The 12,862-nt window shown below is 67.6% G+C and carries 9 protein-coding genes and 1 pseudogene; 1 reads left to right on the plus strand and 9 read right to left on the minus strand.

Features of this window, described 5'->3' with window-relative positions; genetic code table 11:
- Nucleotides 1-2: 2 nt before the first annotated feature.
- From AB4Z10_RS01555 to AB4Z10_RS01570, 4 genes and pseudogenes are all read right to left on the minus strand, one after another.
- Nucleotides 3-2,957, minus strand: coding sequence for a bifunctional [glutamine synthetase] adenylyltransferase/[glutamine synthetase]-adenylyl-L-tyrosine phosphorylase (locus tag AB4Z10_RS01555; protein ID WP_441468600.1), 2,955 nt, complete (start codon nt 2,955-2,957; stop codon nt 3-5).
- Nucleotides 2,958-2,972: 15 nt separating this feature from the next.
- A complete protein-coding gene (locus tag AB4Z10_RS01560) occupies nt 2,973-4,475 on the minus strand; it encodes a HAMP domain-containing sensor histidine kinase (protein WP_441468601.1) in 1,503 nt (500 codons plus the stop codon).
- Complete coding sequence (locus tag AB4Z10_RS01565; protein ID WP_149130308.1) at nt 4,459-5,142, minus strand: response regulator transcription factor; 684 nt, start codon at nt 5,140-5,142, stop codon at nt 4,459-4,461. Before AB4Z10_RS01565 ends, AB4Z10_RS01560 begins: the two co-directional genes overlap by 17 nt.
- Before the next feature lie 339 nt (nt 5,143-5,481).
- A pseudogene (locus AB4Z10_RS01570) lies at nt 5,482-6,537 on the minus strand (trypsin-like peptidase domain-containing protein); the annotation flags it as partial.
- A gap of 289 nt (nt 6,538-6,826) precedes the next feature.
- Here AB4Z10_RS01570 and AB4Z10_RS01575 point away from each other — a divergent pair.
- Nucleotides 6,827-7,342 carry a hypothetical protein gene (locus tag AB4Z10_RS01575; protein WP_441468602.1) on the plus strand — a complete coding sequence of 172 codons (516 nt, stop codon included), beginning with the start codon at nt 6,827-6,829 and terminating at the stop codon, nt 7,340-7,342.
- Here the strand turns inward: AB4Z10_RS01575 and AB4Z10_RS01580 are convergent.
- The 5 genes from AB4Z10_RS01580 to AB4Z10_RS01600 all read right to left on the minus strand — a co-directional run bounded on the left by AB4Z10_RS01580 (nt 7,332) and on the right by AB4Z10_RS01600 (nt 12,860).
- Nucleotides 7,332-7,808, minus strand: coding sequence for a cytochrome c-type biogenesis protein (locus AB4Z10_RS01580; protein ID WP_441468603.1), 477 nt, complete (start codon nt 7,806-7,808; stop codon nt 7,332-7,334). The two genes, AB4Z10_RS01575 and AB4Z10_RS01580, sit on opposite strands and share 11 nt — an antisense overlap.
- A gap of 4 nt (nt 7,809-7,812) precedes the next feature.
- Nucleotides 7,813-9,792 carry a heme lyase CcmF/NrfE family subunit gene (locus AB4Z10_RS01585; protein WP_441468604.1) on the minus strand — a complete coding sequence of 660 codons (1,980 nt, stop codon included), beginning with the start codon at nt 9,790-9,792 and terminating at the stop codon, nt 7,813-7,815.
- 7 nt (nt 9,793-9,799) lie between these two features.
- Nucleotides 9,800-10,270: a cytochrome c maturation protein CcmE gene (gene ccmE / locus AB4Z10_RS01590; RefSeq protein WP_441468962.1), complete on the minus strand. Its 471-nt coding sequence runs from the start codon at nt 10,268-10,270 to the stop codon at nt 9,800-9,802.
- A gap of 41 nt (nt 10,271-10,311) precedes the next feature.
- Nucleotides 10,312-11,412 (minus strand): c-type cytochrome biogenesis protein CcmI, encoded by a 1,101-nt coding sequence (gene ccmI / locus AB4Z10_RS01595; RefSeq protein ID WP_441468605.1) that lies wholly within the window; start codon nt 11,410-11,412, stop codon nt 10,312-10,314.
- A 71-nt stretch (nt 11,413-11,483) separates the two neighbouring features.
- The gene (locus tag AB4Z10_RS01600; RefSeq protein ID WP_441468606.1) at nt 11,484-12,860 is read right to left on the minus strand and encodes a sensor histidine kinase; all 1,377 of its coding nucleotides are present in this window, start codon (nt 12,858-12,860) and stop codon (nt 11,484-11,486) included.
- Between the last annotated feature and the right edge of the window lie 2 nt (nt 12,861-12,862).

The raw sequence follows: 12,862 nt of genomic DNA on the forward strand, positions 1-12,862 counted from the left end.
GCTCAGCCAGCCTTCGCCTGCGACAGGATGCGGGTGAAGATCGCCCGCACGCCGGAGCGGACCTCGTCGAGCTCCGCCTTCAACACCTTGGCGTCGGGTCTTCCGACAGCCGTCGCGATCCGCCGCAGCACGCGAGGCGGCACCGCCTTGGGATCGAAGGCTTCCTCGACGGTGAAGCGTTGCCAGAGCTGGACGTCGCCGATCAGGCGGTGCGCCTCCAGAAGCGCCGAGGCATCCGCTTCCGAAAGCAGACCGGCGGCGCGCGCGGCGACGAAGACCGAAGCCGTATCGTTGACGATCAGCCCGGGATGGTCGCTGGCATAGGCCAGCAGCAGGAATTGGGCGAGGAAGTCGAGATCGGTCAGCCCGCCGGCCGCCAGCTTCAGATCCCAGGCATCTTTTTCTCCCTTCTCCCTGGCGATCAGGGCCCGCATCTCGGCCACGGCAGCCGCAACCTTGGCGGGCTCGCGCTTGCGGGAGAGGATCGCGCGGATCGAGGCTTCCGCCCGCTTCGCCAGCCCGGCGTCACCTGCGACGACGCGAGCACGGGTGAGCGCCATCTCCTCCCAGATCTCCGCCTCGCCCGCGTGATAGGCCTCGAAGCCCGCAAACTGCGTGGCCGCGGGGCTCTTGTTCCCGGTCGGGCGCAGGCGCATGTCGACCTGAAAAAGCGTGCCGCGCCGCGTCGGCACCGTCAGCGCCGCAACGAGGCGCTGGGTGAAGCGGATATGCCACGTCACCGGGTCGAGGCTCTTGGCGCCGTCGCTCGGCGCCGCATCATCGGGCCGGTCGTAGAGCAGGATGAGATCGAGGTCGGATGACGGCGTGAGCTCGCCAGCGCCGAGCCGCCCGAGGCCGAGCACGACGGTCTCGGCCCCTTCGATCGCGCCGTGATCGGCCGTGAAGGAAGATCGCGTATTGGCAAAGGCAACGCGCAGGCAGGCTTCGGCCACGGCGCAATAAGCCTGTCCCGCCCCCTCGGCCGCGTAGACGCCCGAAAGCAGGCGCGCGCCGACGAGGAAATTCTCCTGTCGGGCGGCGTCGCGCAGCCGGTCGAGCCCGTCCTCGACGCTGGGCGGCGGCGAGCCGACATGAGCCCGGATACGGCGCTCCAGGGTGTCGACGTCGAGGACCGCCTGCCCGAAAGCCGGGTCGATGACGCCGTCGAGCACATGCGGGTGCAGGGCTGCGACCTTGGCCAGGCGCGGCGCACTGCCGAGGATCTCGGTGAAGAGCGTCAGCAGGGAATCATGCGAGCGCAGCAGCGTCAGCAATTCGACTGCCGCAGGCATGCGAACGAACGCATTGTCGAGATGGGCGAGCGCGCCGTCGGGATCGGCAGTGCGGCCAAGCGCGACGAGCAGCGCGGGGGTCAATTCCGTCAACACCTCGCGGGCGCGAGCACTGGTGACCGCAGCGCGGCGGCCGAAATGCCACCCGCGCACCGTCTCCGCCGCCGTCATGCCATCCCGGAAGCCGAGCCTGCCGAGTGTTTGGACCGTCTCGGGATCAGGCTCGGAGCCGGTGAAGCTGAGCGTCCCGGCTTCCGAGGCGAGGCTGGGCCCCTCCTCGAACAGCAGGGCATAGTGACCCTCGACACGCCGGGCATGGGCCGTCAGCGCCTTGCCGAAGGCGGCGGCGTTGGCATAGCCGCAGAAGCGGGCGAAGGCGTCGAGGTCTCCCGCCGGCTTGGGCAGGGTCTGCGTCTGCTCGTCGTCGCGCATCTGCAGGCGGTGCTCGATCGTGCGCAGCCAGCGATAGGATTCGGAAAGCTCGTCGCGAGCCGCCGGCGTGATCCAGCCTTCGTTCGTCAGCTCCTTGAGCATATCGAGCGTGCGCGGCCCCCGCAGCGCCGGGCGACGGCCGCCGAAGACGAGTTGCTGCGTCTGGACGAAGAACTCGATCTCGCGGATGCCGCCGCGGCCGAGCTTCACATTGTGACCGGCGACCGCGATGGTCTCGTGGCCCTTCACCGTCTGGATCTGGCGCTTCATCGCATGGATGTCGGCGATGGTCGCGAAATCGAAATATTTGCGCCAGATGAAGGGGGCGAGATCCTTGATGAAGCGCTGGCCGAGCTCGGTATCGCCGGCGATCGGGCGCGCCTTGATCATGGCGGCGCGTTCCCAGTTCTGGCCGACCGTCTCGTAGTAGGAATAGGCTGATGGCAGCGCGATCGCGACATGGGTCGAGGCCGGGTCGGGTCGCAGCCGCAGGTCGACGCGGAAGACGTAGCCGTCCGGCGTGCGCTCCTGAATGATGCGGGCGATCTGCTGGGTGAGTTTGACGAAGAAGCTCGACGGTTCGCTGACGCCAGCCGCCTCCGCCGCCTCGGGATCGAAGAAGACGACGATGTCGATATCGGACGAGTAGTTCAGTTCCCCAGCGCCGTGCTTGCCGAGCGCCAGCACGACGAGGCCAGAGCCGGGCCCCGGATTGACCGGATCGGCCAGGTTGATCCGCCCGAGATCGGCGGCCTGGCGCAGCACATGGTTGGTCGCGAGGCGCACGGCCATGTCGGCGGTCGCGGTCAGCGCTGCCGTCACGGTCTCGACATTCCAGACGCCGCCGATGTCGGCAAGCGCGATCAGGAGCGCCATGGCGCGGCGGAAGCGGCGCAGCTCGCGCATCAGGTCCGAGGTCTCGCACCCGGCCGCGGCGAAGGCTTCGATCCGGGCGAGCAGCGCGTCGCGGCGCGCCTCCGGCGCCTGCACCAGGCAGGCGAGCAGCGCCTCCGGATCGAAACGCATGACCTGGGAGAGGAACGGAGAATGCGCCAGCACGCCCGCAACCAGCGCAGCGCTGCGCGGATGCTCGGCCAGATGAGCCTTGAGCGCCTCTGCCGCCGCCTCGTCATGCAGCCGCTCGATCAGCTCGCGCGCCAGCAGCGCCTCGGCCTTGGCGCGTGCCGGCAAGACCGGCGCCGCATCCAGCCTGTCACAGAGCCGCTCAGCCATCACACACCTTCCTCCTCAGGAGGACGGCACGCCAGCAGGGTTTGCGACGGCTGTCGAGCTTTGAGCCTCGGGAGCCGGCTGCGTTTCCACAGACTTGGACTCGGCCATCGGCAGGGTGATGACGACGCGCAGCCCGGGAGCGTTGTCTTCAAGGCTGAGGTGGCCGCCATGCAGACGCACAACACCGGATGCCAGCGACAGGCCCAGCCCGAAGCCGGGCTTGCTGCGGCTGGTGTCGAGGCGCACGAAGCGGTCGAGCGCGCGGCCGCGGTCGGCTTCCGGGATGCCTGGCCCGTGATCGGCCACGGAAAGTTCGATCTCGGCTCCGTTGCGCCTCGCGGCGATGGTCACGGTACCGTCCCCGCCCTGTTCGGGGCCGCCGTATTTCAGGGCGTTGTCGATCAGATTGGCGATGGCCTGCCCGACCAGCTCGCGGTTTCCGACGATCCGCAGATCCGGTTCGACCTCTCCGACGAGCGCGAGCCCGGCTTCCTCGGCGAGCGGCTCATAGAGTTCCGCCATTCCCGAGACGATCTCCGAAAGATCGAGCTCGGCCATGTTCTCGCTGACGCGGCCGGCCTCCAGCCGTGCCAGCATCAGCAAGGCGTTGAAGACGCGGATCAGGTTGTCCGCTTCCTCGATTGCCCCGTCGAGCGAAGCGCGCAGCTCATCGGGAGACTTGGCGCTGCGCAGCGCCTCCTCGGCCCGGTTGCGCAGGCGGGTCAGCGGTGTCTTGAGGTCATGGGCGATGTTGTCGGTCACCTGCTGCATGCCCGCCATCAGCTCCCCGATACGGTCCAGCATGGCGTTGAGGTTCAGCGCGAGGCGATCAAGCTCATCGCCCGTGCCGGTAATGGCGAGGCGCCCCTTCAGGTCACCTTCCATGATGCCATGCGCAGTCTCGCTCATGCCGTCGATGCGCTTCAGCACGCGGCGCGCCACAAACCAGCTTGCAAAACAGCCGAGAATGAAGACCAGCGCCGCCGACCAGCCGGCGGCACGGCGGATCACGGCGCCAAGCCGATCACGCTCCTCCAGATCGCGGCCGACGAGGAGGCGGAACCCGGCCGGCAGCATGAAGACGCGCACGAGCGCATGGCTCGGCGTATCGACCGTTTCGCTGGAGCGAGCGTATTCGATCTCGCTCTCGCCGGTGCGATCGAGCGTACCAGGCGGGATAGCCTCGACATTGCCGGCGATGCGCTCGCCCACCGGCGTCGTGACGAGATAGAGCGAGGCGCCGGGTCCGCGCGAGCGGCGCTCGATGATGTTGACCAGCCGGCGGATGCCGCCCTGGCGCTGCTGCTCGGCCAAGCCCTGGATCTCGGCATCGATGGTCGAGCGGATCTGGTCGGTCAGCAGGCGCTGCGCGTTCCAGGCGACATAGCCGAGCACGAAGGCGGCGAAGAGTGCGAAGATGACGAGATAGGCCGCCGTCAGCTTGAAGGCCGTCGTGCGGAACAGGGTCGGCAAGAACTTCTGGCGCCGTCGTGCGGGAGCATCAGCGGGCGTTGTCACGGACCATGTATCCCGCGCCGCGGATGGTGTGGATCATCGGCTGCTCGAAGCCCTTGTCGACCTTGGCGCGCAGGCGGCTGACATGCACGTCGATGACATTGGTCTGGGGGTCGAAGTGATAGTCCCAGACGTTCTCGAGCAGCATGGTGCGCGTAACGACCTGCCCGGCATGCTTCATCAGATATTCGAGCAGGCGGAACTCGCGCGGCTGGAGGACGATCTCCTGCCCCTCGCGAGTGACGCGATGAGCGAGTCGATCGAGCACCAGCTCGCCGACGCGGTAGGTGGTCGGCTCCGAGGCGGGCGCACCACGGCGGCGCGCCAGCACCTCGACGCGGGCCAGCAGCTCGGAGAAGGCATAGGGCTTGGGCAGATAGTCATCGCCGCCGGCGCGCAGCCCCTTCACCCGGTCGTCGACCTGGGCCAGCGCCGACAGGATGAGCGCCGGCGTCTCATCCTTCTGTTCGCGCAAGGAGCGGATCAGGGAAAGCCCGTCGAGGCGGGGCAGCATGCGGTCGACGACCAGCACGTCGTAGCCGCCGCCCTCGGCCATGGCATAGCCCTGCAGGCCGTCCGCGGCATGGTCGGCGACGTGGCCGACCTCGCGGAACGCCTTGGTCAGATAGGCCGCAGCCTCGGCATCATCTTCGACGATCAGGAGTCGCATGGGTCGAACCTAGCTCAGAGCAAACGCCGATCCAAACGGACCGGCCTTCGCTCTGTATTTTTGCTTATCGCTTTTTCTTCAGGCGAGCCGGTTTTCACTTCACTCGCAAGTGCTTCGAAAACAAAAAACGGCAGGCCGGAGGATACGCATCCGGCCTGCCGCCGCGACGGCTTGTCCCTCGGCTGGGGCGACAGAAAACCGAAGAGACCTGCCTGCTTCGCTGGGGCCCCGCGCCGGTCGGCTTGCTGCACAATCCGACCGGACTACGCGGTTTCCCCAAATCCTAGAGGCGGCTTTACCGGGCAGGTTGCTTCAACCTGCCTGGATCCCGCTCTACGCCGCGGGCTGGCGGCCAACCTCGAAGGTCACGTCACGGGACTTGCCTTCGCGGAACAGGGTGATCGTGGCCTTGGAGCCAGGGGCGAAAGTCGCGATCTTGCGGGAGAGGTCGCGTGCGTCCTTGATCACCTCGCCATTGACCGCAGTGATGGTGTCGCCGCGGCGGATACCGGCCTTGGCGGCGGGGCCATTGCCCTGCGCCTCGGCGACCAGCGCGCCCTTCGCTTCCTTCAGGCCGATGGCATCGGCCATCTCGCCCGTGACCGGCTGGATCTGCACGCCGATGAAGCCGCGCGCCACCGTGCCATCCTTCTTCAGCGAGTCCACCACCTGCTTGACGGTGGAGGCCGGGATCGCGAAGGCGATGCCGACATTGCCGCCGGAAGGCGAGTAGATCGCGGTGTTCACACCGACGACTTCGCCGTTCTGGTTGAAGGTCGGGCCGCCCGAGTTGCCGCGGTTGATCGGCGCGTCGATCTGGATGAAGTCGTCATAGGGACCCGAGCCGATGTCGCGCCCCTGGGCCGAGACGATGCCGGCCGTGACCGTGCCGCCGAGGCCGAAGGGGTTGCCGATCGCCAGCACCCAATCGCCGATGCGCGCCTTGCCGTCGGAGAGCTTCACATAGGCGTAGTCACCGGCGTCCTTGACCTTCAACAGGGCGAGATCGGTGCGCGGATCGGTGCCGACGACCTTGGCGTCCAGCGTCTTGCCGGAGTCGGTGACGAGCTGGACCTCCACGGCGTTCTCGACGACGTGGTTGTTGGTCACGACATAGCCGTCCTGGCTGACGAAGAAGCCCGAGCCCTGGGCCATGCCCTGGCGCGGCTGCGGCTTGTTCGGACGGTCGTTCTCGCCGGGCTCGCGGAAGAAGCGGCGCAGCTGCGGCGGCAGATCGTCCAGGTTCTGCTCGTCGCTGGCCGCTGCGGCCTGCGTCTTGACGCGGACGGAGACGACCGCGGGCTTCACCTTGTCGACGAGATCGGCAAAGGAAGGCAGCGCGCTCTGCGTGCCCGAGAGCTGGATCGGCTGTGCAATAGCGTTGTGATTCTGCATCAGGGCGCTGTCGGCGATGCCGGCGGCCAGGCCGATGCCCAGGATAGCGGTGCCGGCGAGAAGGGCGCCGCGCTTGAGGATGGACTTACGGGTCTCGTTCTGTGTCGTCATAATTTGAACCTCGTGAGCGTCAGGGTTTTCTCCCCTGTTCGTGACGAGGACCATGATGCCGGCCGCCTTACGCGGTTTTGGCCTGAACATGACGGTTTCGTAAGATTCAATTGCAAGACCGCGCGCACCGTCTTGACGGCCGCCGGCCCGGCGGTGCCCCCTGTCTCTGGGATGGGGGATGCCGATGCGTATCAGCTGGGGAATTTCGTTTGTCGCGGCCTGCCTCGGTGGGCCGGCCCTCGCGCAGCAGGGCTCAGCCTATAGCGCCGGACTGCGGGTGGCGCAGGCGCGGGGATATGAAAACGCCGACTGCTACGCCCGCGTCTTCGCGAAGCATGCGGTCGTCGTCGAGAAGCCGAACGGCCGGCGCGGTTGGTACGCAGCCTCGACCCCCGCCTACAATGCGGAACAGCGCTCCCGCTGCGGCATCGACCGGCTGCAGGATATGGCGGCGCGGCAAACGGCCCGAGGCGGCGGGACCGGGCATTCCCCAGCCATTGCCCAACGTATTGGCCTCGGCCTGGCCGCCCGCCACGGCTATTCAGGCAGCAGTGCAGCCTGCTTTGCTCGTATCTATGCCGTTTATGCTTCCCCGCAGCCGTCCCAGAACGGACGAGTCATGTATGGCGTATCCGGGGCCAGCGAGCATGTCTTTGCGCAGGAGCTGATGCGTTCCTGCAGGCTCACCTACTAGGGCTGTCCTCCGACTCGACCAAGGCCGCAACCTTGGCCTCTTCCTCGGCCGAGAGCCGCACGGGTTCCACGGCCGGAGCCGGGCGTCGACGGGCCAGGCGCCAGACAAAGATGAAGGCGAAGAGCAGAATTGCAAAAGGCGCCGCCCAGAGCAAAGCCGTGTGCGCATTGAACGGCGGTCGCAGCAGCACAAAATCGCCGTAGCGGGCGACGACGAAATCGACCACCGCCTTGTCGGTGTCGCCGGCGACGAGCCTTTCCCGGACGAGGATGCGCAGGTCGCGCGCCAGCGGCGCGTCGGAATCGTCGATCGACTGATTCTGGCAGACGAGACAGCGCAGACCACCGGAAATGGCGCGCGCGCGCTGCTCCTGCGCTGGGTTCGGCAGCACTTCGTCGGGCTGCACAGCCAATGCAGCCGTGACCGCAAACAATGCGATGCCGATGGCGAGGATGATCCGGCGCATCGGCCTACTCCGCCGGCTGCGGTGCCGCCACGGCCGGCGCGGCACGCTTCGGAGCCGCCAGCCGGAAGCGCCGGTCAGTGAGCGAAAGGCAGCCACCCATGGCCATGATGATCGAGCCGATCCAGATCAGCAGGATCAGCGGCTTGTCGTAGAGCCGCACGGCGACACCGCCATCCTGCGCCTCGCCGAGGCTGACATAGGCCTGGCTCAGCCCGTCGGTCCGAATTCCCGCTTCCGTCGTCGGCATTCCCCGGGCCGTATAGACGCGCTTGGACGCCTCAAGCGGCGCGAGCTCCCGATCACCCGAAAAGAGCTGGAAGCGGGCGACTTCGGCGCGGAAATTCGGCCCGGTCCGGGGCGTGACACCCTCCAGCACGACCGTATAGCGCCCGCTCGTCAGCCGCTCGCCCGGCTTGAGGACCGTGATCGCCTCGCTGCTCCAGGCGGCAGCCGCGATGCCGATGATGCTCACTCCGATGCCGGCATGCGCCAGCGCCGTGCCCCAGGCAGAGCGCGGCAGGCCCTTGGCGCGCGACAGCACCGCCTTCCAGCCGCTGGCTCGCGTGACGATACGTTCGCCTAGATCGACGGCCGCGCCGAGGATCAGGAAGACGCCGAGCCCGACGCCGAGGGGCGCCAGAACCGGCCCGCCACGGGTGAAGGCGATCACGGCGAGTGAGGTCAGCACCGCGACCCCGAAGGCGGCAGCATTGCGCTGCGCGGCGCCGAGCAGATCACCGCGCTTCCAGGCGAGCGACTGGCCGATCGGCAGGACCAGCAGCAACGGCACCATCACCGGGATGAAGGTCGCGTTGTAGAAGGGCGCGCCGACCGAGATCTTGTCGCCGGTCAGCATCTCCAGGACGAGCGGATAGAGCGTGCCGACGAAAACGGTGGCGCAGGCCGTGGCGAGGAAGATGTTGTTGACGACCAGCGCCCCCTCCCGGGAGATCGGCGCGAACAGCCCGCCCTGCCGCAGCAGAGGTGCGCGCCAGGCGAAGAGTGCGAGCGAGCCGCCGACGAAGAAGACCAGGATGAAGAGGATGAACAGGCCCCGCGCCGGATCGCTGGCGAAGGAGTGCACCGAGGTCAGCACGCCGGAACGAACGATGAAGGTGCCGAGCAGCGAGAGCGAGAAGGTCAGGATCGCGAGCAGGATCGTCCAGACCTTGAGCGCGTCGCGCTTCTCCATCACCACGGTCGAATGGATCAGGGCCGTGCCGGCGAGCCAAGGCATGAAGGAGGCGTTCTCGACCGGGTCCCAGAACCACCAGCCGCCCCAGCCCAATTCGTAATAGGCCCAGTAGGAGCCCATCGCGATGCCCAGCGTCAGGAAGGTCCAGGCCAGCAGCGTCCAGGGCCTGACGGCCCGCGCCCACATCGCGTCGATCCGTCCGTCGATCAGGGCGGCGACGGCGAAGGCGTAGGTGATCGAGAAGCCGACATAGCCGATATAGAGCAGCGGCGGATGGATCGCGAGCCCGAGGTCCTGCAGGATCGGGTTGAGATCCTGCCCTTCCGCCGGGGCCTGCATCAGGCGCTGGAACGGGTTCGAGGTCAGCAGCAGAAAGGCGAGGAAGGCCACGGCCACCAGCCCCTGCACGGCCAGCGTCCCGGCCCGCAGCCGCGGCGGCAGCGAGTTGCGCGACAGCGCGACCAGCGCCCCGAACAGGGTCAGGATCAGCACCCAGAGCAGCATCGAGCCCTCGTGGTTGCCCCAGACCGAGGTGAGTTTATAGATCAGCGGCTGCGTCGAATGGGAGTTCGCGACGACGTTCGCCACCGAGAAATCCGAGCGGACATAGGATGCGACCAATGCCGCGAACGACAGCGCGACCAGCGCGAAGCTGATCAGCGCCGCGCTGCTGCCGACCGACGCCAGCGCCCTGTCATGCCGCACGACGCCCCAGAACGGCACCAGCGTCTGGATGACGGAGACGCCGAGCGCGAGCGCCAGCGCGTAATGACCGATCTCGACGATCATGACCGGCTCATGGCTTGGCCGCTGGCGCGGCGGGTGCGCCGGGGCCGCCGGGCTGCCAGTGCCCCTGCTTCTTCAGCGTGTCGGCAACCTCGCGCGGCATATAGGTCTCGTCATGCTTGGCCAGCACCGAATCCGCCTTGAAGCGCCCTGCCCCTTCGAAGACGCCCTCGGTGACGACGCCCTGCCCCTCGCGGAACAGATCCGGCAGCAACCCGTCATAGCTGACCTTCATGGCGGTCTTGCTGTCGGTGATCGCGAAGGAGACGCGCTGGCCCGGCCCGCGCTGGACGGAGCCCGTCTCGACAAGGCCGCCGAGGCGCATGCGGGTGCCGGGAGCTACGCCCTTCTCGACGATCTCCGTCGGGCCGTAAAAGAACACGATCGTGTCGCGCATGGCGAAGAGCACGAGCCCGGCCGCGAAGAACAGCACGGCGCCGGCCGCCGCGATCAGCGCAAGGCGGCGCTGCTTCCGGGTCAGGCGGCGCTTGGCCGGCATGGGGCGGGTGGGCTGGGCGACACTCACGGCTTGGCTTCCTTCAAGGCCAATTCATCGGCCAGGGCATCGATGGCCGCAAGTGCTGCCTGATCCTGCGACAGCCGCTCGCGCGCCGTCTTCACCGCCTGCACCGCGGCGTCCCGATCGCCGAGGACGGCGCGGGCGCGGATCAGGCGGCTCCATTCGGGCAGCGTTCCGCCGCCACCGGCCAGCCGCGCGGCCAGGCCGTCCACCATGCCCTTGATCGCCTGCTGACGTTCGGCCTCCGGCAAAGCCGCGACCGCCTTGCGCCCGGCATCGGCCTGCATCTGCTCGATACGGGCGCGCACGGCAGCGGCCCATTCCACTTGCGGGGGCGCATCGGCGAGGAGCTGCTGCAGAGCGGACAACGCGCCTTCCCCATCGCCGTCCTGCTCCTTGCCGACGGCGAGATAGTAGCGCGCCCGCGCGTTGCTCGGGTCGAGCTTGACCGCTTCCGCCAAGGCTTCCCGCGCAGCCGCCGTCACGATGCCACCGGCTTCGAGAATGCGGGCCTCGCCGAGCCCGGCGAGCAGATCGGTGTCGGGCTTGCCGTAGCGAACTGTCGCCGCGAAAGCCTTGACTGCCTCGTCGTAGCGTCCCTGTCTCAGATAGATCGGCGCGATCAGGGACCAGCCTTTGGCGTCGGTCGGATTGGCCGCAAGATGGGCCTCCATACGCGCCAGGACAACGGCGAAATCCTGCTGCGGCCCGGCCTTCTCGAGCCGCGCGGCCAGCGGCTGGTCGGAGAAGCCCGGCGAGCCGTAGAGCCCGTAGACCAGCAAGGCGAGTAGCGGCACGACCGACAGCATCAGGGCCGAGCTGGCACGGCGGCGCCGCAGGGACGGCTCGGTCTCGCCCGAAGGGCCCACCTCGTCGTTGGCGGCCCGCAGCAGGCGGCGCGCCGCCTCGGCACGCGTCGCTTCCGCTTCCGACTCGGCGATCAGCTTGCGGCCGAGATCGCGGTCGATCTCCTTGAGCTGCGCGCGATAGAGGCTCTTGGCATCCGCTATATCGGCGAAATCCTGAAGCTGGCCGTGACTGAGCGGCCGGAGCAAGGCGAAGATCGCCGCTCCCGTCATTGCCGCAAAGATCGTCCAGATCATCATAGGGTGTTCTTAGCGAATCGGCCGGTCGAGTTCATGGCGACAAAGGGTCACGCGGGCTTGGATTTGATCTAGATCGAAGGCAAGACGAGCCGCGCGCGCAACCCGCCCAACGGCGAACGCTGCAGCGTCAGCTCGCCGCCATAGAGCTTGGCGAGATCGACGACAATCGACAATCCGAGGCCGGACCCCGGTGTCGCCTCGTCGAGCCGGCGGCCGCGCTTCAGCACTTCCGCCATGGCACCATGCGGGAGGCCTGGACCATCGTCGTCGATCAGCAACGCCATCTTCTCATTGTCATCGGCCTTGCCACTCTCCAGCGAGACCTCGACTTTCGACGACGCCCATTTGAAGGCATTGTCGAGCAGGTTTCCGAGCATTTCCTCGAAATCCTGCTTCTCGCCGCGGAAGCGCAGCGTCTTCGGAACGGCGTGCGAGCCGGCGATCTCCCTGTCCTGGGAGATCTTCATGAATGTCCGCAGGAGCGCTTCAAGCGACGGAACCACCTCGGTGACGCCGCCCAACGCGCCGGACAGCGCAGCGGCCCGCGCCCGATCGAGATAATACTGGACCTGATCCCGCATGATCGCGGTCTGTGTCCGAACGGTCTGCGGGAGTTGCCCTTCGCCCGAACCTGCCTCGTTCATCATGACGCTGAGCGGCGTCTTGAGGGCATGAGCGAGGTTGCCGACCTGCGTGCGGGCGCGATCGAGAATCTCGTGATTGGCGTCGATCAACTGATTGAGTTCGCTCGCGAGCGGCGCGAGGTCGGGCGGGTACTGGCCCGCGATGCGCGGGCTCTCGCCCGTCCTTACCGAACCGACGGCGGTCCGCAGGCGCACCAGCGGCCGCAGGCCGAACCGGACCTGGACTAGCGTCGAGGCGACAAGCGCAAGGCCGAGCAGCAGGAAGGTCATCGCCAGCGCGAAGCGGAAATCCTGGATATCGCCTTCGATCTCATCGGCCGGCGCGGCGACGGCAACGGTGAAGCGACCGTCCTCGCCGACATCGATCTCGCGCTCGAGAATGCGCAGCTGGCGATCGTCCGGGCCGGAAACATAGCTCTCCCGCAGACCGCGGCTGTTGGGCGCGATCGACTGGTCGAGGAGCTTCGGCAGCTGGCCACCGACCAGTGACCGTGACGCGCGCACATTGGGCCGCTCGCCATCGAGGCGGGTGATTTGCCAGTACCAGCCGGTCAGCGGCAGGTCGAAGCGCGGCTCGCCGAGATCACCGACCGTCTGGCGCTCCGTTTCGGGCGGCGCGGCGAGATCGGCGACGAGTTGCTTGATATAGACCGAGAGCCGCTCGTCGAAGCCGCGCTCGGCCGAGCGGCGGTAGAAGGTGGTCAGGCCGACACCGGCCAGGACCAGGATGAGGACGCAGCAAAACGCCGCCGAGAGAAAGAGCCGCGCTCCCAGCGAATAACGATGGGATTTGAGGACCATCT

The sequence above is a fragment of the Allobosea sp. RAF48 genome (genome assembly GCF_052114025.1).
In the GTDB taxonomy this organism is placed as follows: domain Bacteria; phylum Pseudomonadota; class Alphaproteobacteria; order Rhizobiales; family Beijerinckiaceae; genus Allobosea.